The 25146-nt window shown below is 71.1% G+C and carries 20 protein-coding genes; 5 read left to right on the top strand and 15 right to left on the bottom strand.

What is annotated here, in order from left to right; all coding sequences use genetic code 11:
- Window positions 1-7: 7 nt before the first annotated feature.
- The 11 genes from ACFOY2_RS31385 to thrC form a co-directional block, all read right to left on the bottom strand.
- Window positions 8-379: a hypothetical protein gene (locus ACFOY2_RS31385; RefSeq protein ID WP_379531706.1), complete on the bottom strand. Its 372-nt coding sequence runs from the start codon at window positions 377-379 to the stop codon at window positions 8-10.
- The gene (locus tag ACFOY2_RS31380) at window positions 379-2367 is read right to left on the bottom strand and encodes a hypothetical protein (protein ID WP_379531705.1); all 1989 of its coding nucleotides are present in this window, start codon (window positions 2365-2367) and stop codon (window positions 379-381) included. The genes ACFOY2_RS31385 and ACFOY2_RS31380 overlap by 1 nt, the downstream gene beginning before the upstream one ends.
- A gap of 89 nt (window positions 2368-2456) precedes the next feature.
- Window positions 2457-3104: an L-threonylcarbamoyladenylate synthase gene (locus ACFOY2_RS31375; RefSeq protein ID WP_357829992.1), complete on the bottom strand. Its 648-nt coding sequence runs from the start codon at window positions 3102-3104 to the stop codon at window positions 2457-2459.
- A gap of 111 nt (window positions 3105-3215) precedes the next feature.
- The gene (prmC, locus tag ACFOY2_RS31370) at window positions 3216-4070 is read right to left on the bottom strand and encodes a peptide chain release factor N(5)-glutamine methyltransferase (protein WP_379531704.1); all 855 of its coding nucleotides are present in this window, start codon (window positions 4068-4070) and stop codon (window positions 3216-3218) included.
- A complete protein-coding gene (gene prfA, locus ACFOY2_RS31365) occupies window positions 4067-5119 on the bottom strand; it encodes a peptide chain release factor 1 (RefSeq protein WP_379531703.1) in 1053 nt (350 codons plus the stop codon). Before prfA ends, prmC begins: the two co-directional genes overlap by 4 nt.
- A 161-nt stretch (window positions 5120-5280) precedes the next feature.
- Window positions 5281-5499, bottom strand: a complete 219-nt coding sequence (gene rpmE, locus ACFOY2_RS31360; RefSeq protein WP_357830001.1) for a 50S ribosomal protein L31 — start codon at window positions 5497-5499, stop codon at window positions 5281-5283.
- 225 nt (window positions 5500-5724) lie between these two features.
- Window positions 5725-6360 carry a response regulator transcription factor gene (locus tag ACFOY2_RS31355; RefSeq protein ID WP_379531731.1) on the bottom strand — a complete coding sequence of 212 codons (636 nt, stop codon included), beginning with the start codon at window positions 6358-6360 and terminating at the stop codon, window positions 5725-5727.
- Window positions 6361-6371: 11 nt separating this feature from the next.
- Complete coding sequence (locus tag ACFOY2_RS31350; protein ID WP_379531702.1) at window positions 6372-7637, bottom strand: sensor histidine kinase; 1266 nt, start codon at window positions 7635-7637, stop codon at window positions 6372-6374.
- A gap of 136 nt (window positions 7638-7773) precedes the next feature.
- Window positions 7774-9792: a transcription termination factor Rho gene (gene rho / locus ACFOY2_RS31345; protein WP_379531701.1), complete on the bottom strand. Its 2019-nt coding sequence runs from the start codon at window positions 9790-9792 to the stop codon at window positions 7774-7776.
- A gap of 456 nt (window positions 9793-10248) precedes the next feature.
- On the bottom strand, window positions 10249-11154 hold the full coding sequence (gene thrB / locus ACFOY2_RS31340) for a homoserine kinase (RefSeq protein ID WP_379531700.1): 906 nt from the start codon (window positions 11152-11154) through the stop codon (window positions 10249-10251).
- Window positions 11155-11195: 41 nt separating this feature from the next.
- Window positions 11196-12254 (bottom strand): threonine synthase, encoded by a 1059-nt coding sequence (gene thrC / locus ACFOY2_RS31335; protein ID WP_379531699.1) that lies wholly within the window; start codon window positions 12252-12254, stop codon window positions 11196-11198.
- Window positions 12255-12511: 257 nt separating this feature from the next.
- On the opposite strand from thrC, the gene ACFOY2_RS31330 reads away from it, so the two are divergent.
- The gene (locus ACFOY2_RS31330) at window positions 12512-13900 is read left to right on the top strand and encodes a glycosyltransferase family 2 protein (RefSeq protein ID WP_379531698.1); all 1389 of its coding nucleotides are present in this window, start codon (window positions 12512-12514) and stop codon (window positions 13898-13900) included.
- A gap of 51 nt (window positions 13901-13951) precedes the next feature.
- On the opposite strand, the gene ACFOY2_RS31325 is transcribed toward ACFOY2_RS31330, so the two are convergent.
- Both ACFOY2_RS31325 and ACFOY2_RS31320 read right to left on the bottom strand, forming a co-directional pair.
- Window positions 13952-15598, bottom strand: coding sequence for a glycosyltransferase family 2 protein (locus ACFOY2_RS31325; protein WP_379531697.1), 1647 nt, complete (start codon window positions 15596-15598; stop codon window positions 13952-13954).
- Complete coding sequence (locus ACFOY2_RS31320) at window positions 15595-16668, bottom strand: glycosyltransferase family 2 protein (protein ID WP_379531696.1); 1074 nt, start codon at window positions 16666-16668, stop codon at window positions 15595-15597. The genes ACFOY2_RS31325 and ACFOY2_RS31320 overlap by 4 nt, the downstream gene beginning before the upstream one ends.
- A gap of 253 nt (window positions 16669-16921) precedes the next feature.
- On the opposite strand from ACFOY2_RS31320, the gene ACFOY2_RS31315 reads away from it, so the two are divergent.
- The 4 genes from ACFOY2_RS31315 to ACFOY2_RS31300 are packed head-to-tail and all read left to right on the top strand — an operon-like array spanning window position 16922 to window position 22450.
- Complete coding sequence (locus tag ACFOY2_RS31315) at window positions 16922-17359, top strand: hypothetical protein (RefSeq protein ID WP_379531695.1); 438 nt, start codon at window positions 16922-16924, stop codon at window positions 17357-17359.
- A complete protein-coding gene (locus ACFOY2_RS31310) occupies window positions 17356-18858 on the top strand; it encodes a glycosyltransferase (RefSeq protein ID WP_379531694.1) in 1503 nt (500 codons plus the stop codon). The genes ACFOY2_RS31315 and ACFOY2_RS31310 overlap by 4 nt, the downstream gene beginning before the upstream one ends.
- Window positions 18855-20774 carry a glycosyltransferase gene (locus tag ACFOY2_RS31305; RefSeq protein ID WP_379531693.1) on the top strand — a complete coding sequence of 640 codons (1920 nt, stop codon included), beginning with the start codon at window positions 18855-18857 and terminating at the stop codon, window positions 20772-20774. The genes ACFOY2_RS31310 and ACFOY2_RS31305 overlap by 4 nt, the downstream gene beginning before the upstream one ends.
- Window positions 20771-22450, top strand: a complete 1680-nt coding sequence (locus tag ACFOY2_RS31300; RefSeq protein WP_379531692.1) for a glycosyltransferase — start codon at window positions 20771-20773, stop codon at window positions 22448-22450. Before ACFOY2_RS31305 ends, ACFOY2_RS31300 begins: the two co-directional genes overlap by 4 nt.
- Here the strand turns inward: ACFOY2_RS31300 and ACFOY2_RS31295 are convergent, their stop codons facing one another.
- Both ACFOY2_RS31295 and lysA read right to left on the bottom strand, forming a co-directional pair.
- Complete coding sequence (locus ACFOY2_RS31295) at window positions 22451-23740, bottom strand: homoserine dehydrogenase (RefSeq protein ID WP_379531691.1); 1290 nt, start codon at window positions 23738-23740, stop codon at window positions 22451-22453.
- Complete coding sequence (lysA, locus tag ACFOY2_RS31290; protein WP_379531690.1) at window positions 23737-25119, bottom strand: diaminopimelate decarboxylase; 1383 nt, start codon at window positions 25117-25119, stop codon at window positions 23737-23739. Before lysA ends, ACFOY2_RS31295 begins: the two co-directional genes overlap by 4 nt.
- Window positions 25120-25146: the final 27 nt, after the last annotated feature.

The raw sequence follows: 25146 nt of genomic DNA, 5'->3' as shown, positions 1-25146 counted from the left end.
GGATATCTCAGAACGCATGGGGAGCATTGGCCGTGGTCCTGACCCAGCGCGGGGTGTCGGCCGCCTCGTCGCTGATCGCGGTCAGGACCGAGTGGCGGTAGGCGGCCAGCCTGTTGCGCCATTCGCGGATGTCCTCGACATAGCGCTCGCCGACCGGGGCGTCCCACGTCTGCGGGCTCATGGCCAGGCCGTACGCCTTGTCAAGGGCCGTTCTGAGGCCCTCCAGGTGGGGCAGGACGGTGTTCCAGGCGGTTACCAGGCGTTGGTAGTCGGGATTGAACTCCCAGGCTCTGGGAGGGTTCTGGAGGGCGTCCTCGGCGCTTGCCGGGGGTTTCTCCTCCGCGGTCTTGGGGGTGGGGGCCGGGGGGTCGACGAACATCAGGCGCTCCTCTCCGGCGTGCCGGGGTCTACGTCGTTCCCGAGGGCCCGATCGCCCTCACCTGACCGGATCTCCACCGAGGGCATCTCCATGGGCTTGATGTCGCGGACACCGTCGATGAACATGCGCAGGGATTCCGGGTCAACGGGGCCGACCTTGCGAATCACAACATCCCCATCGACCTGCACGGCCCCATAGGCCGCCGTCCCATCTGCGGCCGTCCCGTCGGCGATCGGTCCGTTTAGGGTCGCCCCATCGTTGGTGATCGGTTCGCCGGCGATCGGCCCGGCGACGGGCGGCCCATAGGCCGCCGTTCCGTTGGTGATCGGATCGTTGAACCCACTGGCGCCGTGGGCCGCATTCGTCCCGTTGGTCGCTTCCGCTCCGTAACCCGCATCGGCCGTCGTCGTGGTGGGCGGCGCGTCGGCTCCGGCTCCGGTGGGCAGCGTGGCCGAGGGGTTGGTGGGCGGGACCGCGAACGGCTTGCCCTGGTCTCCCGCACCCTGATTACCGTCGTTCACCGGCAGGTCCGGCCTCGGCCCCAAACCGCCCGGCCTGGTGTCCTTCCCATCCGGAACGGTGTCCTTGCCGGTGCCCGTGTCCCCTCCATCCGGAGTCGTGTCCCTACCGGTGCCCGCGTCTCTACCGTCCGGAGTCGTGTCCTTGCCGGTGCCTGCGTCTCTACCGGTGCCCGCGTCCCTTCCGTCCGGAGTCGTGTCTTTGCCCGTGCCCGTGTCCTTGTCGGTGCCGGTGTCCCTGGTGTCTGGGACCGTGTCCTTGTCGCCTGGGGTGCGGTCCGTGCCGGAGTCGCAACCGTTTCCTTCGCCCGCTGTGGAGGCCGCGTTGTCGGATGGTGTGGTCGCGCTCCCGCCGTCGTCGGGGGCGGGGGCCGGCGGGATGGCCGTCGCGTCGCCACCCGTGCTCGGCCTTCCGGGGTTGATCGAGCCCACATCGCCGTCGGGGCTGAGGTCGCGTTCGGTCCACGCCCCCTGGCCGTACTCGCCGTTGACGTTGGCGGTGGAGGGGCTGTCGGCGGGCATTTTCGGCATGTCCGCCGGTTTTACGTCGTCGGTGTTCCCGAGCAGGTCCTCCAGTTGATCGGCGGTCGGCGGGTCGATGGGCACCTGCAGGACCTTGACCCCGTCCACGACCACGATCTGCGGTTTCGTCGGGTCCTTCTGGTCGCCGACCGGGGTGTCGCCGACCGGGATGTCGACCGTACCGCCGTCGTTCTCGGCGCCCCGGTCGCGCCTGCTGTCGAGATCGTCGTCCTTGGGCTGATCGACCGGCTGATCCGAGGGCCGATCACCGGTCTCACAATCCCCACCCGTACCGATGTCCTTTCCGGTGTCCGTGTCCTTGCCGGTCCCGGTGTCCTTGGCGTCGTCGCAGTCCTTCCCACCGGAGTCCGCCTCGGCCCCGTCGCCGGTCTCGGGCTTGTCGCCCTTGGAGGGGGGTTCCTGTGGTGTCTTCGGCTCATCGCCCTTGGACGGCGGCTCATCGGCACGTGGATTGTCGTACCGGTCCCGCTCCCCGCGCACGTCGTCCTTAGGCTCGTCCCCCTTGGAAGGGGGCTCATCCCGCGTTTTGGGTTCATCACCCTTGGACGGCGGCTCCTCCGCCTTGGCGGGCGGCTCATCGCGCGTCTTCGGCTCATCACCCTTGGACGGCGGCTCATCGGCACGTGGATTGTCGTACCGGTTCCGTCCCCCGCCTGCCTCGTCCTTGGGCCCGTCGACGGCCTCGGCGCCGTCGGGCGCCTCGACGCGCTTCTCCAGGGTCTCCAGCCGCACGTTGACGTCGCGAACCATCACGTCGACGGCGTCGGCCACCTGAGCGGGCCGGTGGGTGGTCTGGGTGGACACCCCGGCACGGCTCATGGCGGCCCTGACCCGGTCCTCGACCGTGCGCATCTGCGCGGCGGCGTGTTTCACCTCGGTCAACAGGTCACGGACCAGCTTGGGATCCATGCCGTCGAACTTGCCCATCGGCCACTCCCCGGACGTCTCGCAGGCTCCGGGCCTCACCGTAATCTCGGCCGGGCGCGATGGCAGCCGGAATAAGCAGCGGGTATACCTCAGTCTTCGGTGGCGACGTAGCCGATGATGCCGCGCAGCTTCTCCACCGGGATCGCCCCGCGGCGCAGCAGCCGCGGCACGGCCGAGGTGAGGTCGAGGATGGAGGAGGGCGTGTTGTCGGTGGTTTTGCCGGCGTCGAGGTAGACCTCGACCGAGTCGCCGAGCTGCTCTTCGGCCTCTGCGGCCGTGACGGCGGCGGGGGCGCCGGAGCGGTTGGCGCTGGAGACGGCCATGGGGCCGGTCTCCTTGAGCAGGTCGAGGGCGACCGGATGGAGCGGCATGCGCACGGCCACCGTGCCCTTGGTGTCGCCGAGGTCCCAGGAAAGGGCCCTGTTGGCCTTGCAGATGAGCGTGAGCGGCCCCGGCCAGAAGGCGTCTATCAGGTCCTGCCCATAGGGCCCGAGGTCGTCTATGAGCGCTGTGGCGGCTCTGACGGTGCCCACGAGCACGGGCGGCGGCATGTCGCGGCCCCGGCCCTTGGCGTCGAGCAGCGCGGTGACCGCCGAGGCGGTGAAGGCGTCGGCGCCGATGCCGTACACGGTGTCGGTCGGCAGCACCACGAGTTCGCCGCGGCGTACGGCGGATGCGGCCTGTGTCAGGCCCTCGGTCCGCTGCTCGAGGTCGGAGCAGTCAAAGCGTCTTCCCACGGTGTCGTTGCCTCGGCGGCGAGCGGCGCTCTCGAGGCCGCCTCCTTCCTCGTGATCGGGCCGCTTGGTGCCCCCTCTGTCTGGAGAGGGCCGGGCGGCTCCGTGTGAATCCTAGTCCTGGCCCAGCCTGGCCGTGACGAAGCGGTCCCTTCTGGTGAGGTCCTGGCGAAGACGCACGTCGCGCCAGCCGTTGTCCTCGGGGAAGGTCAGGTAGACGGCCCTGCCCTGCTCGTCGGCGTGCTCGACGGCGACCCAGCCGCCGGGGCGCAGCAGCCGGCGAGCGGTGCGCTCGACCGCGCGCACCTCGCCGAGCCCGTCGTCGCCCGAGCCGAACAGCGCCCTTGAGGGGTCGTAGTCGCGTACCTCGGGATCGCGCGGGATCGCGCCTGGCGGGATGTAGGGCGGGTTGGAAATGACCAGGTCGACCTTGCCGTTGAGCTCGGGCAGCGCCTCGGCGAGGTCTTCGGGGTGCAGGTGGGTGCGGCCCTGGCCGAGCTCGGAGATGTTGCGCTTGGCCCACGTGTACGCCTCGGGATCGACCTCCACGGCGTGCACCTCGGCCAGCGCCACTTCCTGGGCGATCGACAGCGCGATCGCGCCGGATCCGGTGCCGAGGTCGACGACGAGCGGGGCGTTGACGTCCATCTCGCGCAGTGTCTCGATGGCCCATCCGGCCACCACCTCGGTCTCGGGCCGCGGCACGAACACGCCGGGCCCGACCACGAGTTCCAGGTAGCGGAAGTAGGCGTGCCCGGTGATGTGCTGCAGCGGCTCACGGGACTCGCGGCGGGCGACACCCTCCCAGAACAGCGCGTCGAAGTCGGCGTCCTTGACGGTGTGGAGCTCGCTCCTGCGCACGCCGTGGACGAATGCCGCGATCTCCTCCGCGTCGGTGCGGGGGGACGGCACACCTGCCTCGGCCAGCCGGGCGGTGGCGAGGGCGATCTCGTCCAGCAGAAATGTCATGAGTGTTGTGCGAGCTTCTCCGCCATCTCGGCGTCTATGAGGGCCTGGGTGACGGCGTTGAGCTCGCCGTCGAGAACCTGGTCGAGGTTGTACGCCTTGAAGCCGACCCGGTGGTCGGAGATGCGGTTTTCCGGGAAGTTGTAGGTGCGGACGCGCTCGGAGCGGTCGACGGTGCGGACCTGCGACTTGCGTTCGGCCTGCGCCGCCGCCTCGGCCTCCTCCTGGGCGAGGGACAGCAGCCGGGCGCGCAGGATGCGAAGGGCCGACTCCTTGTTCTGGAGCTGGCTCTTCTCGTTCTGGCAGGAGACGACCACGCCGGTGGGCAGGTGGGTGATGCGCACCGCCGAGTCGGTGGTGTTGACGCTCTGGCCGCCGGGGCCGCTGGAGCGGTAGACGTCGATGCGCAGGTCGTTGGCGTCGACCTGGACGTCGACCTCCTCCGCCTCCGGGTAGACGAGCACGCCCGCGGCGCTGGTGTGGATGCGGCCCTGGGACTCGGTGACGGGCACCCGCTGCACGCGGTGGACGCCGCCTTCGTACTTGAGCCTGGACCACACGCCCTCGTCGCCCTTGGCCCTGATGCCGACCGTGACGTCCTTGTAGCCGCCGAGGTCGGAGGGCTGGCTGTCGATGACCTCGGCCTTCCAGCCGATCCGCTCGGCGTAGCGGAGGTACATGCGCAGCAGGTCGCCCGCGAACAGCGCGGACTCCTCGCCGCCCTCGCCCGCCTTGATCTCCATGATGATGTCCTTGTCATCGTTGGGATCACGCGGGATGAGCAGATGTCGGAGCTTGTCCTCCAGCTCGGGGATGCGCTCTTCGAGCTGGGCGGCCTCGGCCGCGAACGTTTCGTCCTCGCCCGCCAGCTCCTTGGCGGCGCTCAGGTCGTCGCGGACCGTGCCGAGCTCGCGGTAGGTGCCGACGATCGGCGTGAGCTGGGAGTAGCGCCTGCCAAGAGCGCGGGCCTTGCCCTGGTCGGCGTGCACGGCGGGGTCGGCGAGCTGCGACTCCAGCTCGGAATACTCCTTGAGCAACTCGTCGAGGTTCACCGTGGGTCCTTACTCGTGGAAATCGGCCTGCCAGCGAGAAACCTGCTCATCAGCCTTACCCGGTCAGAGCCGTGGCGGCGGCCGGTTTTGCGGATTTCTCATCGTTCACCAACAACGCCGACCCGGCGCACCAGCGTGCGTCCGGGCCGGCGTCGGTGAAGCTACTTGCCCGTGGCCTTCTTGCCGAAGCGCTTCTCGAAGCGGGCCACCCGGCCGCCGGTGTCGAGGATCTTCTGCTTGCCGGTGTAGAACGGGTGGCAGGCAGAGCACACGTCGGCGTGGATCACGCCGTTCTTGGCGGTGCTGCGGGTGGTGAAGGTGTTACCGCACGAGCAGGTGACCTGGGTCACGTGGTACTCGGGGTGGATGTCGGGCTTCATCGCTGTCCTTTCGGGTGCGGCCGCCGGGTCGCCTTCACGCGTGGCGTGAACCGGAACCGCATAAATGGTCGGCTACCAGTGTGCCAGATCGTGCAACCATCCCAGGCCATCTGGCATTCCCGACAATCTTCGTGACGGCCTCGCTCCAGCCACATCAGGCTCCAAGCGCATCAACCACAACTCCCCGAAGGACGAGCATGATGGTATTCGTGGACGTCAGATAGGTCAGCGCCCCAGATACGTCAGCACCGCCAGCACCCGCCGATGGTCCTCGGGCGCGGGCCCGAGGGCCAGCTTGGCGAAGATCCCGGAGATGTGCTTCTCCACCGCGCCCTCGGTGACGACCAGTTTGGCGGCGATCGCGGTGTTGGAACGGCCCTCGGCCATGAGGGCCAGCACCTCCCGCTCGCGCGGCGAGAGCGAGTCGAGCGGGGCGCCGCGCCGCTGGCGGCTGAGCAGTTGCACGACGACCTCGGGGTCGATGACCGTGCCGCCCGCCGCCACCTGCCGCACCGCCTCAAGGAATTCGGCCACGTCGGCCACCCGCTCCTTCAGCAGGTAGCCGACGGCCTTGCCGATCAGGTCGCCCGCGTAGCGCTCCTCGACGTACTGCGACAGCACCAGGATCGGGAAGCCGGGCCTGGCCTCGCGGACCCGCAGCGCCGCCCGCAGGCCCTCGTCGGTGTGGGTCGGCGGCATGCGGACGTCCACGATCGCCAGGTCGGGCTCGTGCTCCCGCACCGCGGCGACCAGCGAGGGCCCGTCTGACACCGCCGCGACCGTCTCGATGCCGCCGTCGGCGAGGAGCCGGGCGAGCCCCTCGCGCAGAAGTACGGAGTCCTCGGCGATGACCACGCGCATGGCCACCATGACTACCATTCGCAGGGCAACTCCGCACGCACGATCGTAGGGCCGCCCACGGGGCTGTGCAGGACGAGCACGCCGTCGATGGTGGCCGCCCTGTCGGCCAGCCCCGCCAGGCCCCCTCCCGGGCTGACGACGGCGCCGCCGATGCCGTTGTCCCACACGTCCACGACCACGCCGCGATGATCCCTGATCACCGTGACCGACGCCTCGGTGGCGCCGGAGTGCTTGGCCATGTTGGCCAGCGTCTCGGCGACGATGAAGTACGCGATGCTCTCCACGGCGGCGGGCGGGCGTTCCTCCAGTTCCACGGCCACGTCCACCCGGATGGGCGCCCGCGCGGCCAGCCCCGACAGTGCCGCGTCGAGCCCTCGGTCGCTCAGGATGGCCGGATGGATGCCCCTGGCCAGGTTGCGCAGCTCGGCGATGGCCGCCTTGGTGCCCGCGTGCGCCTGGGCGATGAGCGTCCTGACCGTCTCCGGCTCGCTGTCGAACTTGGCCTGCGCCCGTCCCAGATCGACCGCCACCGACAGCAGCCGCTGCTGGGCGCCGTCGTGCAGGTCGCGCTCGATCCTGCGCCGCTCGGCCTCGGCCGCGTCGATCCCCCGCGCGCGACTGGCCCGCAGCCGCTCCTCCTCGCTGCCGCCGAGCAGCAGCATCGCCAGGGTCCCGTGCAGCCAGGCCATCCCCCTGGCGAAGTACGCGGTCAGGATCAGCAGCGCGACCCCGGCCGCCGACAACGCCCAGGCGCCCGCCCAGTTGTCGACGATCAGCTCGGAGCGCAGGCCCGCGCCCTCCTTCATGGCGAGCAGCGCGGGCTGCGGGAGCAGCATCGCCGTGGCCGTCCACAACCCGAACGACATCGCCGTCTCGACCAGCCCCAGCGGCAGCAGCATCAGCAGGTAGCCCAGGTCTTTCCAGGTGGCGGGATCGGACAGCAGCCACTGGATGTGCCGTCCCAGCCCTCGCTGCGGACGCTCACGGTAGGGGTCGGCGATCCTGATCCCGAACGCCGCCCCCAGCAGCCGCCGCTCCAGCATCGCCCCGCCGCGCCACATCAGCACGGTCGCCATCCCCAGCGGCACGCCCACCCAGACGACCGCCAGCGCCAGCGACAGCGGCACCGCCATGGACAGCACGACGAACCAGCCGATCCCCACCCCTGCGCTGACCAGCAAGTACGGCACAGCCCGCCAGGTCATCGGATCGACCAGGACCCCCAAGGGCCCCTTCGGCCCCCAGGGGACGCGCTCTTTCAACGCCACCGAATCCATGCCCACAGCGTGCACTCGTCCGGGAGAAGTGTGAATGCGGCAGGCCCGCCGTCACGGGGTGGGGCTAACCCCCGGCCCCCGAACGCGGAAAGGGGCGGCGGGGACGAACCCCACCACCCCTGTCACCTCAGCCCCGCTAGTCGCGGTCGTTGCTCACCGTGGTCTTCTGGACCTGCAGGAGGAACTCGGCGTTGGACTTGGTCTCCTTCATCTTCTCCAGGAGCAGTTCCAGCGCCTGCTGCATGTCGAGCGCGTGCAGCACCCGGCGCAGCTTCCAGACGATCTGGAGCTCTTCCTTGGCCATGAGGATCTCTTCCTTGCGCGTGCCCGACGCGTCGACGTCGACCGCGGGGAAGATCCGCTTGTCGGCCAGGGAGCGGTTGAGCTTGAGCTCCATGTTGCCGGTGCCCTTGAACTCCTCGAAGATGACCTCGTCCATCTTCGACCCGGTCTCGACCAGGGCCGTGGCGAGGATCGTCAGCGAGCCGCCGTTCTCGATGTTGCGGGCCGCGCCGAAGAAGCGCTTGGGCGGGTAGAGCGCCGTGGAGTCGACACCACCCGACAGGATGCGCCCGGACGCCGGGGCCGCCAGGTTGTAGGCGCGGCCGAGGCGGGTGATCGAGTCGAGCAGGACGACCACGTCGTGGCCCAGCTCCACCAGGCGCTTGGCCCGCTCGATGGCGAGTTCGGCGACCGTGGTGTGGTCTTCCGCGGGACGGTCGAAGGTCGAGTGGATGACCTCGCCCTTGACCGACCGCTGCATGTCGGTGACCTCTTCAGGCCGCTCGTCCACGAGCACGACCATCAGGTGGCACTCGGGGTTGTTGCGGGTGATCGCGTTGGCGATCGACTGCAGCACCATCGTCTTGCCGGCCTTGGGCGGCGAGACGATCAGGCCGCGCTGGCCCTTGCCGATCGGCGAGACGAGGTCGATGATGCGCGTGGTGAGGATGTTGTGCTCGGTCTCCAGGCGCAGGCGCTCCTGCGGGTAGAGCGGCGTCAGCTTGTTGAAGTCGGGCCTGTTGCGGGCCTGCTCCGGGTCCATGCCGTTGACGGTGTCGAGGCGGACCAGGGCGTTGAACTTCTCGCGCCGCTCGCCGTCGCGAGGCTGCCTGACGGCGCCGGTGATGACGTCGCCCTTGCGCAGGCCGTTGCGGCGGATCTGGGCCAGCGAGACGTAGACGTCGTTGCTGCCCGGCAGGTAGCCGCTGGTCCTGACGAACGCGTAGTTGTCGAGGATGTCGAGGATGCCGGCGATCGGGATGAGCACGTCGTCGTCGCCGATGACGGGCTCGCCGCCCTCGAAGCGGTCGCGGCCACGGCCGCGGTTGCGCTCCCTGAAGCGGCCCCTGCGACCGCGGCCCCGCTCGTCGTCGTCGCCACCGCCGCGCTGGTCACCCCGCTGGTCGCCGCGCTGGTCACGCTGGTCACCCCGGCCGCCCGCGTCGGCGACCCGCTCACGCTGGTCGCCCCGCTGGTCGGCACGACCGCCGTCGCGGCCGCCCTCGCCGCGGTCACCGCCGCTGCGGTCGCCACGGTCACTACGGTCGCCACGGTCACCGCGGTCACTACGGTCACCGCGGTCACTACGGTCGCCGCGCTCACGGCGCTCGCCGCGGCTGCGGCGCTCGCGACGGCTCTCGCCGCGCTCGGCCCGCGTCTCGCCCTGCCCGCTCTCGACGGGCTGGCTGTGCTGCTGCTCCACGACCGGCTCGACCGGCGCGGCGGCCGCGGCGGGCTCGGGCGCGGCGACCACGGGCTCGGCCGGCTGCGCGGCGGGCTGCTGCGGAGCAGGGTCCTCTACGGTCTTGGCACGGGAACGTTCCCTGCGCGTACGGGTGGGCCGCTCGGCCGCGGGAGCCGTCTCGGCCGCGGCCGGCGCCGCCTCTGCCACGGGCGCGGACGCCGAAGCGCCGTCGCCGGGACCGCCACCCTGCTTCTCCTGGATGGCCGCGATGAGCTGGCTCTTCCGCATGCGCCCGGTCCCGCTGATGCCCAGCTCCGCTGCGATCTTCTGCAGCTCGGGCAGCACCTTGGCGGACAGGCCGGTGCCGGAGCGACGCGCACGCGGCTTGGCCGGAGCGCGAGTGGGGGTGTCGCCGGACGCCGGCTCAGCGCCTGAAGCGTCGGAGAGGAGTTCGGTGGTGTCGCTCAACTAAAAGGTCCTTCCCAGGGGTCGGGCGCCGGTTTTGTTCTGCCGGGCGTCCCGGAGGTGCTTGCGATCCGGCGGGACAGACCGGGTCGGGGTGCACTTTGCGATCTTCGGCTGTCGCTGGAGACGGCCGCCACTCTCTTGGCTAGGGGCTCGTCCACGCCGCCAAATGGGCGCTTGGCGCGTGACTGACACCCCCGAGATTGCTGTCGCCAACCAGATGATTCGAACGCGCAGGTCCCCGTCGTCGCCGCCTCGCGTTGGGCCAACCGGGTGTGGGCCAACCGGAGGCAACGGATTCCGGGGAGACAGCCGCGCTGCCCACGCCTCGCGACGTGAAGCATGATGCAGCAGCGATGTATGGCTGACAAGCACGCACCCACCAAGGGGGCATCTGGTGCGGCTATCAGCCTAACATCACCAGCGCACACGGCTATTCCCTGAAGGTCTTAAGAGGCATCAGCGTGTCTCGGGGAACTGAACGTTCGCACCAACCGGGTCGACGTCCATTTGCTGGATGTGCCAGTCATTACCCACTTCTGGCGCGATCAAATCCTGCGTATCCGATGTCGAAAACGCAAGAACCGTGGGACCCGCTCCCGAAACGACGGCGGGCACGCCCACTGCACGGAGCCGTTCTACCAGATCCGCGCTTTCCCGCATGGCAGGCGCGCGGTAGTGCTGGTGAAGCCGATCTTCTGTGGCGGCGAGCAAAAGCCTCGTCTCGGGCCGTTGGGTCAGCGCGGCAATCAGCAACGCGGCCCGGCCGGCGTTGAAGGAGGCGTCCTTGTGGGGCACGTCCTTCGGCAGAAGCCCCCGCGCGGTCTCCGTGGCCAGTCGTGTCGAAGGAACGACGACGACGGGGCGGACCCGTTCGTCGGGACTCAGCTTCAGCATATGCGGTGCTCCCGCATGGTCTGACCAGGCCACGGTCAATCCTCCGGCCAGACAGGGGGCCACGTTGTCGGGGTGGCCCTCCATCTCGGTGGCCAGCGCGAACACCGCGTCGTCGGAGAGCTCGCCGCCGGCCAGGGCACGGGCGGCCAGGATGCCCGCGCAGACGGCCGCGGAGGACGACCCGAGGCCGCGGGCGTGCGGGATCCTGTTGAGGCAGCGCAGGCGGATCCCCGCGGGCTGCGGGGCTCCCATACGGTCGAACGTCGCGCGCATCGCGCGGACGATCAGATGCCCCTCGCCGAGATCGACCTCTCCGGCCGCCTCGCCCTCCACCGTGACGACGACGCCGGGCTCCCCCGTCAGCGCGGCCTCGACCTCGTCATACAGGCTCAGTGCCAGCCCCAGCGCGTCGAACCCCGGCCCGAGGTTCGCCGACGTGGCCGGCACGCGTATCTCAACGCTCTTCATTCATCACGTTTCCTCCCCGTGCCCCCGTTTGCGTGTGCCCGTCAGGCGAGGTTGAGCGCCGCCGCGGCCGCGTGGACGTCGATGGGGATCACGACCGGCGCGGGCGCGCCGGAGATCGCCCAGTCGGGGTCCTTGAGGCCGTTGCCCGTGACCGTGCAGACGACGCGCTGACCTGGCTCGATCAGGCCCTGCGCGTGGGCCTGCAGCAGGCCCGCGACGCTGGCCGCCGAGGCGAGCTCCACGAACACGCCCTCTTCCTGCGCCAGCAGCTTGTACGCCGCCGCGATCTGCCGGTCGGTGACCGACTGGATGGCCCCGCCCGACTCGTCGCGGGCCGCCGTGGCCAGCGACCAGGAGGCCGGGTTGCCGATGCGGATGGCGGTGGCGATCGTGTGCGGATGCAGGACGGGCGCCCCCTGGACGATCGGCGCCGCCCCGCTGGCCTGGAAGCCGAACATGCGCGGCCGCCTGGTCGATACGCCGTCGGCGCAATATTCCTTGTAGCCCATCCAGTAGGCCGAGATGTTGCCCGCGTTGCCCACCGGGATGCAGTGGATGTCGGGCGCGTCGCCCAGCGTGTCGACGATCTCGAACGCGGCGGTCTTCTGCCCCTGCAACCTGAACGGGTTGACGGAGTTGACCAGCGCGATCGGATAGTTGGACGACAACTTGCGGGTCATCTCCAGGCAGTCGTCGAACGACCCCTCGACCTGCAGCAGCGTGGCCCCGTGAACCAGCGCCTGGGCGAGCTTGCCCATGGCGATCTTCCCCCGTGGCACCAGCACGGCGCAGGTCAGCCCGGCGCGGACGGCGTAGGCCGCCGCCGAGGCCGAGGTGTTGCCGGTGGAGGCGCAGATGACCGCCTTGGCCCCCTCCTCGACCGCCTTGCTGATGGCCATCGTCATCCCGCGGTCCTTGAAGCTGCCCGTCGGGTTGGCCCCCTCGACCTTCAGGTAGACCTCGCACCCCGTCAGGGCCGAGACACGGCGCGCGGGCACCAGCGGCGTGCCGCCTTCGAGCAGCGTGATGACAGGTGTCTTCGGCGTGACGGGAAGACGCTCGCGGTACTCCTCGATGAGGCCGCGCCACGACCTGCTCATGATGACTCCCTACCTGCGGTGTTGGGCACAGAGTGTACGGGGTGCGGGAGACCCCCGCTGATCGGCGTCCACGGGTCGGACACGAGTCGGACTCTCCATTGGACAGGAGCACTATTCAGGAAATTCTCAGCATCTCCCGATAAGGTCTCGGCAGGGGGTCACGACTCATGAACGCGCGTCCTGCTCTGAGGCAGAACGACTATTCACCGGTAGCAGCGCCGCATCTGGGCGCCTGGTCACCCGCACTTTCCGTCAGCGTGGTCATACCCGCTCACGGCGGGCAGGACCGGCTCGACCTGACGCTCGCCGCGCTGGCCGCACAGACGTACCCGGACCATCTCATGGAGGTCGTCGTCGTCGACGACGGCAGCGAGCCGCCGATCCGGCTGCCGGAGATCCGGCCGGTCAACACCCGTGTCGTACGCGCAGGCGACGGCTGGGGCATCTCCAACGCCGTCAACACCGGCGCCAAGGCCGCCGACGGCGAGATCATCCAGCGGCTCGACTCCGACATGGTGGCCTGCCGCGAGCACATCGAGGCGCTGGCCCGTTGGCACCACGTGACGGACTACCTGGTCACGATCGGGATGAAGAAGTTCGTCGACGCGCCGCCCGTCACGCCGAACGAGGTCTACCGGGCCGGACACCTGGGAGAGCTGTTCGACCTGGACGCGGCCGTGCCGAGCTCCACCGAGGCGACGATCGCCAAGACCGACGGGCTGCGCAAGAGCCGCAATCCCTACCACGTGTGCACGGGGCCGACGTTCGCCCTGCCCAGAGAGATCTTCCACGCCGTGGGCGGCCTCGACCCGAACGTGGCGCGGGGCGAGGACACCGAGTTCTCCTACCGACTGGCCATGCACGGCGTGGTGTTCGTGCCCGACATGGACGCCCAGGCCGTGCACCTGGGGCTGCCCGCGCAGCGCCGCGACAAGGAGCGGGCCGTGCGGGCGGTGGAGCCCTACCTGGCACACCGGATCCCGCTGCGCAGGGACCTGCGCAAGGATCCGGGGCGGCGCTGGCTGGTGCCCTACGTCGAGATCGTCCTCGACGTCACCGACACCTCCGAGTCGGTGGTGCGGCAGGCCGTGGCGGCGGCGCTGGGCGGCAAGCTGCAGGACGTCGCGGTGACGCTGGTGGGGCCGTGGTCGCTGCTGGACTCCTCGCGGCGCTTCGCCCTGTCGGACCCCTGTTTCGAGCTGCGGCTGATGCGTGATCTGTTCGCGCACGACGAACGCATCCGCCTGATCGACGAGGCCGCGCCGACGCCCGCGCCCGCCCCGTTCCGCTACCGAGGCCCTGTGGACGTGGCGCTGCACCGGGTCACGCTGGAGCGCATGATCGAGTCGGTGCAGAAGGACCTGACGGGCGTCCTGGTGGTCGACCTGCCCGACGGGCGCACGGCCCGCCTCGAACGCACCTCCGCCCTCGGGCGCGCGGTGCTGCTCGCCGACCCGGGCGACGATCTCGACGAGATCATCGAAACCACCCATGGCGTGCGGCACGAGCCACCAGACCGCTTCTGGCCCGCGCCCCCGCCCAAGCAGCCGGAGCCCGTCACGATCCCGGCCCCGGTCACCGTCTCGGTGGAGCCGAACGAGCGGACGCTGCTGCGGCGGCTGAAGTCCGCCCTGCGCCCCAACTGAGCCGCGCCGCCCAGAACCGCACAGCGAGGCGGGCGGCCCCTTCTGGGTGCGTCAGCCGCGCAGGGGTTTGCGCAGGGCGCGTTTCATGGTCGAGGACAGCACCGCGCGCAGGCTCTGCTGGGCGCGGTTGGCGGCCGAGAGCTGGCGGCGCAGCGTGCCGATCTCGCGGCGGTACTCCACCGCCGACTTGCGCCAGCGGCCCGCCTCCTCCTTCCACTTGGCCGCCTGCGCGCGCAGCCGCTCGGCCTCCTTGGCCAGCCTGGCCGCCTCCGCCTGCGCCTCCATCCTGGCCCGGTACGCGCCACGCCGCCCGAGCGGCGGCGCCGCCTCCGTGGTGAAGCCGTAGGTCTCGGCCTCGACCCACGAGACCCCGGACACCGCGTCCACCACGTCGTCCACGTCCTCGTCGGGCGCGGCCACGATACGGGCCCTGGCCAGCGCCGACACGCGTTCCAGCCGGGCCGCCACGACGCCCTGGGACGACTCGTGGAGCAGCACGTTGACCAGGCCGAGCCCTTCGTCGCGGGCCAGGTCGAGCAGGCAGGCCAGGGTGTCCTCGCCGGGGATCCAGCCGGCGGGCAGGCGCAGGACGTACGGGACGGCGGGGTCGACGTCGTCCTCGGCCGACAGGCGCACCCGGCTCTCGTGCTGGTAGTGGCCCTGGACGAGCACCAGATCGAGGTCGGGGTCCTTGAGCGGGGCGCGCCGGTCGCGGGTGAGGGTGTCCCAGGGGCCGACGAGGAGCACGGAGACATCCGGCACGGTGCCGGCGAGCAGGGCGTCCACTGTGGCCCTGACCTCGTCGTACCCGGCGCTCCCGTCCACCACGGCCGTCACGTACGGCACCTTCCAGCGCCGCCCCGGATGCCCGCGCAGCCACCGGTAGGCGGGGATGCGGTCGGCCACGAACGCGTGGCTGACCCGGTCGATGGGCGCTTTGTCGCGCATGCGCATCGTGGGCCCGAGGTGGTAGGCACGGGCGGCGGGCTCGGGGACGAAGACCGCGCCCGCCTGGGCCAGCCGGTAGCCCATTTCGGTGTCCTGGCCGAGGATCAGTTCGTCGTCCATCGGCCCCGCCGCCTCGATCAGCCGGGCGTTGACCGAGGTCGCGCCGCCCACGTGCAGGCTGAACGGGCGTTGCGGGTTGTCGGTGAGCCCGTCGGTGCGCTCGACGAGGTCGACGATCCAGGCGTGCGGCTCGGCGGGCTCGAAGTGCGCTTCGAGGTCGTCGGGCAGTTCGCCGGGCGGCTCGACGTCGGTGAACCTGATGTAGCCGGTCACGACGAGGTACGGGGCGGCGTGGTGCCAGCGCATGTGGGCCTCGATCGCGCCCGGGGTGAGCACCACGTCGGAGTCGAGCCAGTGGATCACCTCGCCCGTGGCCTTCGCCAGCCCTGCGTTGCGGGCGTTCGCGCGGCCGGGCTGGGGGCAGACGATCAGGCGGGTGTCTTGTGGCCGGAGGTCCGGCAGGCGCAGCGGCGGGCTGCTGCCGTTGTCGACGACGATGACCTCGCTCAGCCCTGACGGGTACGTCTGCCGGGCCAGCCCTGCCAGGACCAGGTCGAGCTTGTCCTGGCCGCCGTAGGCGGGGATGACGACGCTGACCTTCAGTTCGGGGGTGAAGCCGGCCCGTGGGCCGAGGACGCGGTAGTCGTTGCCGCGCACGACGGACCCGGCCGGGTGCTGCCCTGTTCTCATGCGGCTTCCATCAGCAGGCTCGGGCGGAACCCCCGCCACTGGTTGGCGGCCACCTTGAGGAAGTGGGCGAGGGGAAGCTGCCAGGTGTGCTCGTCGCTGAGCCCTCTGCGCAGGACGTAGCCCAGGCCGTGCGTGCGGTAGACGCGTGCCCCCGCGCTCAGCGCCGCCTTCAGGAATTCCAGATCAACGGCTCTGGATAATCCAGGAAAGCCACCTATTTCGTGAAATTTCGCCCGGGAAACCATGATCGTCCCTCCGGCCACGTGATCGGCCCAGAGCTCACTCAGATAGTTCGCCCCACTCCCGAACGTCGTCCGCCTGATCGTGGCCCTCAACGGCTCCAGGTAGAAGAACTCGGCCGTCGTCCCCACCACGTCGGCCCCCATGTACGTCATGGCCATGAACAGGTCGGACAGATGGCGGGGGCCGTACCAGTCGTCGTCATCCCATTTGGCCACGTAGTCGCCGCTCGCCAGGCCCGCCAGCCGGGTCAGGACCTCGCCGAACGGCACCGACTCCTCGGCCTCGATGAATTTCACCGGAAGCGAACAGCTCTCGACCGCCTCACGCACCTCGTCGAACCGCACCCCGTGCAGGCCGAGCAGCACCTCGGCTTCGACGTCCCGCTGGCGTTCCATCTGGCTCAGCGCCGCGCCCACCAGTTTTGACCGTTTGCTCGACATCAGGATGCTGACCGACGGGGCGGCGACGGGGTGGGCCAGGCGGCGCAGGCGTACGCTGTGCTCCTCGCGCCGCAGGTCGGCCAGCGAGCGGGCGGTGCCGTCGGCGGCGTGGCCGAGCCACGCACGGTCGGTGAGCAGCGCCGCGAGCTCGCCCGGCACCCAGGGCGGCGCGCTCTGCGCCGTCAGCGGAACCCCGGCGGCGGCCAGTTCCATCAGCCCCGCCAGCGGCTCCTCCCGCGCGGGCCACTCGATCTCCAGGCCGCGCAGCGGACGTAGCACGGCCACGTCGGGGGCCCGGCCGTCGACGGCCCAGCCGCCGTCAGCCCAGTGCAGGCGGGCCAGCCCCTTCTCCGGCGAACGTACGAAGCCGATAGGGGTGACGGGCATGGGCTCCTCCGGCTGCGGGACTTCGGACGGCGCCTACCTTACGCCGCTTTTACCGGCTGATAGGCGGTTTCACAGGTCCGGCGTCCCAGGTAAAACCCGAGGAGACTCTCAGTCATCCTCCAGGAACCTATGGCACGGTAGTGGACGAAGTTTATTAAGGTGTCAACAATCCCCTTAAGCCCACGACAATCCCCCAAAGTCACCCGACGCCTCTGATGCCCGACAAGGCGTGAATCATGAAAGGTATGCGCGGATGCTCTCGCCCCGCCGACTGGCAGCGACCGCCGCAGCCCTCGCAGCTCTGACCCTCGGCGTGCTCGCGCTCCTCGTCGTCGCCGGGCTGATCACGCCCGGGGCGGCGGCGACCGCGACGGCCTTCCTGGTCACGTTCGCGGCCCTCGCGTACGTGACGGTCACCCTGCGACGCGTCGACGGCAAGGCGCACAGGATCGACCTGCGGATCAAGAAGCACGAAGCCGAGCTGGCCAAGACCACGGCCGCGCTCAGGACCATCGAGACACGGCTCGACCTGCTGGTGCGCGCCGTCGAGGAGTCCGCCGGCCGGCGCGCCGACGACCTCGGCGCGATCCTGGCCTCGCTCGGGGAGGACCGCGTGAACGCCATGGCGCGGGCACGAGAGGTGGAGGAGCTGCGCGCCGAGGTCCGCGCGCCGGCCAAGGACTCGGTGTGACCCGGGTCAGGCACAACGACTACGGGGTGCTGCGACCACCGGCGGTCGGCTCGTGGCGGCCCACGCTGCGGGTGTCCGTGGTCATCCCGGCCTACAACTGCGCGGACGCGCTGGAGCGCACGATTCCCGCGCTCGCGCGCCAGACCTACCCGGCCGAGCTCGTCGAAGTGATCGTCGCCGACGACGGCAGCCGGCCGCCGCTCCAGGCGCAGGGGGCGCGGGTCGTACGGGTGCCCGAGGGCTGGGGACGGGGCGCGGCCCGGCAGACCGGCCAGCTCGCGGCCACCGGGGACGTCGTCCACTGGCTCGACTCCGACATGATCCTGTCCGAGGACCACCTTGAGACGCACATGCGCTGGCACCACCTCATCGACTACGCGGTGGTGATCGGCGAGACGCGCTTCGTGGACGAGCCGGGCGAGGAGGGCGTCGTCTCGGAGTACACGCGCAAGACGCTGGAGTCGACCAGGCGGCTCAAGGACGCGGGCGCGGGGGCGTACCTGTTGCACACCGGCGCCTCCACCTCCGTGCGCGCCGAACTGCTGCGCGCGGCCGGCGGCGTGGACGTCTCCCTGAACATGGCCGAGGACACCGAGCTCGGATACCGCCTGCTCCAGGCGGGGGCGGTGTTCATCCCCGACCCCGAGGCCAGGGCGTGGCACGTCGGGCCCTCCACCGTGATGACGCGGGAGAAGGAGGTGCACCGGCACAACTGGTCCTACCTGGGTGACTTCATCCCCGATCTGCGCTGGTTGCGCAGCCATCCGCGGCGGAACTGGCGGGTGCCGTACGTGCGGGTCGTGGTGGCGGCGACCACGTACGAGCAGACGCGCGCCGGCGTGGACTCGGCGCTGGCGGGCACGCTCGCCGACGCTGCCGTCACGCTCGTCGGGCCGTGGGGCAAGCTGACCGGCGAGCGCCGGTCCAACCTGGACGACCCCATGCTCGACCTGCGGCTGCTGCACAATCTCTACGCGCATGAGCCCCGGGTCGCGTTCGCGGAGAGCGTACCCGCATCCGTCGCGCCCACCCCCTTCCAGCTCACCCTGCCCACCGGATGGGTCCTGGGCGCCGACACGCTCGCCAAGCTCGTGCGGCACGCCGACAAGGACCTGCTCGGGCTGGTCTCCATCGCCCTGGCCGAGGGTCCCGGCGGGGTCGAGGCCGCCCGGCTGGAGCGTACGTCCGCCTTCTCCCGCGCCGCCCTGCTGCGCGGCGCGGCCGATGACCTCGTGGACGAGATGTTCGGCTCGGAGTGGGTGAGCGGGGGCGAATACGGGTTCGCGAGGCCCGAGGAGGCCGAGCTGTTGGGTGGCGACCCCGCCAAATGGAGGGGGCTGGCCGGGGAGCGGCTCGGGGAGGTCAAGGAGCTGCGTGCCGAGGTGGCACAGTTGAAGGCCGAGGTCGAACGGCTGTCGGCCCCCTCCGACGCCGACGGCTCCGAGGACCGCCGTGGGCCGTTGAGCTCGTTGATCAGGCACCTGCGGAGCGCCGGATGATCAAGGAGCTGATGGCGGAGCTGCGCGGCGCTCCCGTGTTCTTCGCCGGAATGGACGACGTGAAGCCGTTCTCCGGGGCCGACGAGCGGGTCGTCGTCGATCTCGACCGCGACCTCATGGAGCCGCCCGCCGAGCCCGAGCAGGTGCGCGAAGTCCTCGTCCTGGCCAGGACACCGGCCGACCTGCGCAGGATCGCGACGCTCCACAAGCTGTTGCCCCAGGCCGAGCGGGTGGTGGTGGCCGTGCTCGACACGCCCGCCGCCCATCCGGCGCCCGTGCCCACGCCCACGCCCGCCCACCGGTGGCGGTCGCTGACCGATCTGCGGGTGTACCAGCCCAAGAACCGGGTCTGGGTGGTGGACGCCCGTTTCTCCGCCGCCACGCCCGCCGGCCGTACCGTCACCGCCACGGCCCGCGCCTTCGCGGGGCATCGCCTGGACGTGATCGCGGCGCCCGCGGCGGCGATCGCGGGCGTCGGCGCGGCGGCCTGGCGGCCCGGCGACCCGAACGCCACACCCGCCGAGGTGACGGGCCCCGTCCCCGAGCGGGTGGGGGCCCCCGGCAGCGATGTGGTCCTGCGAACCACGCCCATGAGCGTCACCGAGGACGGCGCCCCGGCCTGGGCGGGCGACCAGACGCCCATCGAGCGCCCCGCGCCGCAGGCGGCGACCTGGGAGCGCCTGGGCCGCCCGGGAATGGCCGGTTCGCCCTTGGCCGACCCCGACGTGCTGGCCGAGCCCTCCATGATCCCCCCGGTGGACGAACGCCTCGTGAACCCCCAGGGTTTCGTCACGACCCCCTCCCGCGGCATGGCCTCGCTGGCCGAGCGCGACGGCCGCTGGTCGGTGGTCCTGGACGGGAAGGTCGTGACGTCGTTCGCCGAGTCGGGTGGGGTGACCGACGCCGACGTGGCCAGGTTGCGGCAGATCCGCGGTGTGGAGGTGGACTGGCGCCACGCCCACAGCGGCCCGCTGGCGGCCGTGCGGGTGCTGGCGGGTCTGGCCGCCGCCGGGGTGCCGCTGGTGGCGGAGACGGTGCCGCGCTGGGCGGGCGCGCTCGGCGACGACCTCATCGAGCTCGTCCAGAAATATCCGGACCTGTCCGACGAACTCCGGCGGGAGGAACACAGCATCCGGCTGCGCCGCGCCGCGCTGCGCACCCACGGCGTGGCCGCGCGCTGGGAACAGCTCGGCGCGCCCGCCCCCGCTCCCCCGCTCACCTCGGTCCTGCTGGCCACCCGCCGCGCCGACATGGTGGCCTTCGCCCTCGACCAGGTCGCCAGGCAGCGCGACACGCGACTCGAAGTGATCCTCGCCCTGCACGGCGTCTCGAAGGACGACCCGGACGTGGCCGTGGCGATCAAGGCGTTCGAGCGGCCCCTGACGGTGTTCGAGGCCGACCCCAAGGCGATCTTCGGCGAGGTGCTGAACGCCGCCGCCACCAGGGCGTCGGGCTCGTTCCTGCTGAAGATGGACGACGACGACTGGTACGGCCCGGACTTCCTGTCCGATCTGCTCCTGGCGCACTCGTACTCGGGCGCCCAGGTGATCGGCACGGTGCCGGAGTTCGTCTACCTGGCCTCCATCGACGTCACCGTGCACCGCAGGCAGATCACCGAGCAGATCACCAGCTTCGTCGCCGGGGGCACGATCCTGGTGGAGCGGTCGGCGTTCCAGGCGGTGGGCGGGTTCAGGCCGCTGCGCCGCTCGGTGGACACGCAGTTCCAGGAGGCGCTGCAGGCGGCCGGCGGGCAGATCTACCGCACACACGGGCTCGGCTACATCCTGCGCAGAGGCCCGGCCGCCAACCACACCTGGCAGGAGCCGATCGGGACGTTCCTGCAACGCAACCGGCACCAGTGGCGCGGCTTCCGCCCGAACGCGCTCATGGCCATGGACGGGGGCCCGCGCCCATGACACCCATCCCGCGCATCCGGCGCAACGACTTCGGCGTCCTGACCCCGCCCGCCCTGGGCGCCTGGGAGCCCACGCTCACCGTCACGGTCGTCATCCCGGCCCACGACCGCCAGGAGACCCTGGACCTCACGCTGGCCGCCCTGTCGGCCCAGAGCTACCCCGAGCCCCTCATCGACGTCATCGTCGTGGACGACGGCAGCGCCACCCCGCTCCACCTGCCGGAGATCAGGCCCTCCAGAACGAAGCTGATCTCCAGCCCGCCGGGCGGCTGGGGCCGGGCGTGGGCCGTGCAGGCGGGCCTGGACGCGGCCATGGGCGAGGTCGTCTTCGTCCTGGACGCCGACATGGTGCCCCACAGGCAGCACGTGGAGGCCCAGCTCCGCTGGCACCACCTGGCCCCGTACGTGGTGGTCCTGGGCTGGATCGACTTCACCCCGGCGGGCGGCGACCTGCCGTCCCAGGAGCGGGTGTGCCAGGCATTGGCGGCGGGCGAGGAGGAGGGCCTGTTCGAGCTGTCCCCGCACCGCCACGACTGGGCCGAGCAGATCATCGCCGACCACGACGGCCTGCGCGGCGCGCCGAACTCCCTGGCCACCCGCATCCACGTCGGCGCCACGGCGTCCTACCCGGCCGAGCTGCTGCGTTCGATCGGCGGCATGGACACCTCGCTCGTGCTGGCGGAGGACACGGAGCTCGGCTACCGGCTCACGCAGGCGGGCGTGGTGTTCGTCCCCGACCCGCAGTCCAGGGCCTGGCACGTCGGCCTGCCGACGGCGATGCGCGACTTCACCGCGCTCAAGCGCTACAACGACCCCTACGTCGCCGACCGGGTCCCGTACCGCCGCTACCTGCGCACCGACCCCGGCCGCCAGTGGCTGGTGCCGTACGTGGACGCGGTGGTGCCCGCCACGGGCTCCTACGAGGACGTCAGGGCCACGGTCGACGGCCTGCTGGCCGGTTCGCTCCCCGACGTCAGGGTCACCGTCACCGGCCCCTGGGATTCGCTGACCTGCGACCGCCGCTCCCCGCTCGCCGACCCCGACCTCGACCTGCGGCTCATCCACGCGACCTTCGACAACGACCCGCGCGTCCACCTGACGGCCCCCGAGACGGGCACACCCCCGTTCCACCTGAGCGTCCCGCCGGGCTGGGTCCCGTCGCAGGACACCGTGGAACGCCTGGTGGCCCACATGGAGGAGCACGACGCCGGCGGCCTGCTCGTCGCGCTGGAGGAGAACGCGCAGGGCGTCGCCGTCGCCCGCCTGGACCGCACGGCGGCCCTGGCCAGGGTCGCGCTGGTGGCCACCCGGGACGACGACCCCGACGACCTCCTCGACGCCGTTTTCGGCCTGGAGTGGGTGGACGGCGAAAGCTGGGGCTTCAAGCGCCGCCCTGCCGTCTATCCGCCCCGCAAACGGCCCGTCCCGGAGATCGTCAAGCAGGCCGCCCAGCAGGAGCAGAAGATCGCTCTCTACCGCAAGCGCACGGCCGAGCTCCGCGCCGAGATCGCCCAGCTGCGCAAGGAGGCGGGCAAGAACGGCAGGGACGCCGCCCGCTGGCGGGAGAAGGCGGAGTCCTGGCGCAAGGAGGCGGTGCGGCTGGCCCGCACCCAGGACCGCACGGTGCTGAAGCGGGCCGTCCGCCGTGTCAGGGGCCTGGCCTTCCCCGGCAAATAGTTATTCGTCGCCCTCGACGCGCATCACACTGGCCACCGCGCGCACGTGGTCGAGCTCCCGCAGCCCCTCCATGGTCGCCGTCAGGGCGGCGTCGGTGGCCCGGTGGGTGACGATGACGAGCTGGGCGTCGTCGCCGCGCCCCTCCTGGCGCACCGTCTGGATCGAGACGTCGTGCTTGGAGAACAGCTCCGCCACCCGCGCCAGCACGCCCGGCTTGTCGGCCACGTCGAGCGCCACGTGGCAGCGCGTGACGGTCTCGCCCATGGGGTGGGCCACCAGGTCGGCGTAGGTCGACTCTTCTGGCCCGCGGGTGCCCGCCAGGCGGTTGCGGGCCACCGCGACCAGGTCGCCGAGCACGGCGGAGGCCGTGGGCGCCCCGCCCGCGCCCTTGCCGTAGAACATCAGCTCTCCGGCCGACTCGGCCTCCACGAAGACCGCGTTGTACGCCTCGCGCACCCCGGCCAGCGGATGGGACCTGGGGATCATCGCCGGGTGCACCCGCACCCCGAACGAGCGGCCGTCGTCCGCGCGGGCGCAGATGGCCAGCAGCTTGATGACGTAGCCCATCTCCTTGGCCGAGGCCACGTCGGTGGCGGTGATCTCGGTGATGCCCTCGCGGTGCACCTCGGCGGCCGTCACCCGGCTGTGGAAGGCGAGCCCGGCCAGGATGGCGGCCTTGGCGGCGGCGTCGAAGCCCTCGACGTCGGCCGTCGGGTCGGCCTCGGCGTAGCCGAGCGTCTGGGCCTCCTCCAGGGCGTCGGTGAAGGACGCGCCGGTGGAGTCCATCTTGTCGAGGATGTAGTTGGTGGTGCCGTTGACGATGCCCAGCACCCGTTTGACGTGGTCGCCGGCCAGCGACTCGCGCAGGGGGCGCAGCAGCGGGATGGCGCCGGCCACGCTGGCCTCGAAGTAGAGGTCGCCGTTGCCGTTGCGGGCGGCCTCGTGGAGGGTGCCGCCGTCCTCGGCCAGCAGGGCCTTGTTGGCGGTGACCACGGACTTGCCCTTGGACAGGGCCGAGACGATCAGCGTGCGGGCCGGCTCGATGCCGCCGATGACCTCGATCACGATGTCGACGTCGTCGCGGGTGACCAGCGCCTCGGCGTCGGTGGTCAGCAGGGCCGGGTCGATGTCGATGTCGCGCTTGCGGCCCAGGCGGCGCACCGCGACCCCGGCCAGCTCGAGCGGGGCCCCGATGCGGGCCGCCAGGTCGGCGGCCTGCTCGTGCATGAGCCTGATGACCTGCGAGCCGACGACGCCGCAGCCCAGAAGAGCCACTTTCAGCGGTTTCACACCTGCCCCCTCAGTAGGTCGTCCTCGGTCTCGCCCTGCACGATCACCCGCGACTTGCCGCCTGAGACGGCCACCACGGCGGGCTTGGGCAGGTAGTTGTAGTTGCTGGCCAGCGAGCGGCAGTAGGCGCCGGTCGCCGCCACGGCGATCAGGTCTCCCGGCGTGAGGTCGGCCGGCAGGTGGCAGTCGCGCACGATGATGTCGCCGCTCTCGCAGTGCTTGCCGACCAGACGGCTGAGCATGGGCGCGTCCTGGCTGACGCGGCTGGCCAGCGCGGCGGTGTAGTCGGCGCCGTAGAGGGCGGTGCGGACGTTGTCGCTCATGCCGCCGTCGATGCTGACGTAGGTGCGCAGGCCCTCGACGTCCTTGACGGTGCCGACCTGGTAGAGCGTGATGCCGCCTGGACCGACGATGGTGCGGCCCGGCTCGACGGTCAGGCGGGGCACGGGCAGGCCCGCGTCGGCGCAGACCTTGGTGACGATCTCGCGCAGGCCGTCGGCCAGCTCCTTGATGTCGGGCGCCTCGTCGCCCTCGACGTAGGCGATGCCGTAGCCGCCGCCGAGGTCGAGCTCGGGCAGCACCACGCCGTGCTCGTCCTTGATCTGCACGAGCAGCGTGGCCAGGCGCCTGGCGGCCGCCTCGAACCCGGCCGTGTCGACGATCTGGGACCCGATGTGGGAGTGCAGCCCGACGAGTTCGAGCTGCGGCAGCGCGAGGATGCGGTGGACGGCCTCGGCGGCGGCGCCGGAGTTGAGCGAGAGCCCGAACTTCTGGTCGTCGTGGGCCGTGGCGATGAACTCGTGGGTGTGGGCCTCGACCCCGGTGGTCACCCTGATCATCACCTTGGGCCGCTTGCCGTGCTGTTCGGCGAGGTAGCCGAGGCGGGCGATCTCGTCGAAGGAGTCGACCACGATGTGGCCGACGCCGGCTTCCAGGGCCTTGGTCAGCTCGGCGGCGGACTTGTTGTTGCCGTGCATCGTGACGCGCTCGGCGGGGAATCCGACGCTGAGCGCGACCGCGAGCTCGCCGCTGCTGGCCACGTCGAGCCCGAGGCCCTCGTCGCGCAGCCAGCGCACGAGCTCCTTGCACAGGAACGCCTTGCCGGCGTAGTGGACCTCGGAGCCGGCGAAGGCGGTGGCGTAGTCGCGCATGCGCGAGCGCACGTCGTCCTCGTCGAGGACGTAGAGCGGCGTGCCGTACTCGCGGGCCAGGTCGCGGACGTCCACGCCGCCGACCGTGAGCGCGCCGTCGGTCCGCGTCGACGTTCGGGGCCAGATCGCGGGGTTGATCCGGTTGAGGTCGGCGGGCGCCTGCGGCGGGCGCTCGTGGGGAAGCATCTCGGCATGCCGGTCCCCGGCGGGATGGGCGAATCGACTCACCTGATCGAGGCTATCGGAACAGCAAGT

Origin of the sequence: Nonomuraea purpurea, assembly GCF_042650645.1 — a bacterium.
In the GTDB taxonomy this organism is placed as follows: Bacteria; Actinomycetota; Actinomycetes; order Streptosporangiales; family Streptosporangiaceae; genus Nonomuraea; species Nonomuraea purpurea.
The sequence above is the reverse complement of the archived record's forward strand: the minus strand, read 5'-3'. Positions and strand labels throughout refer to the sequence as shown.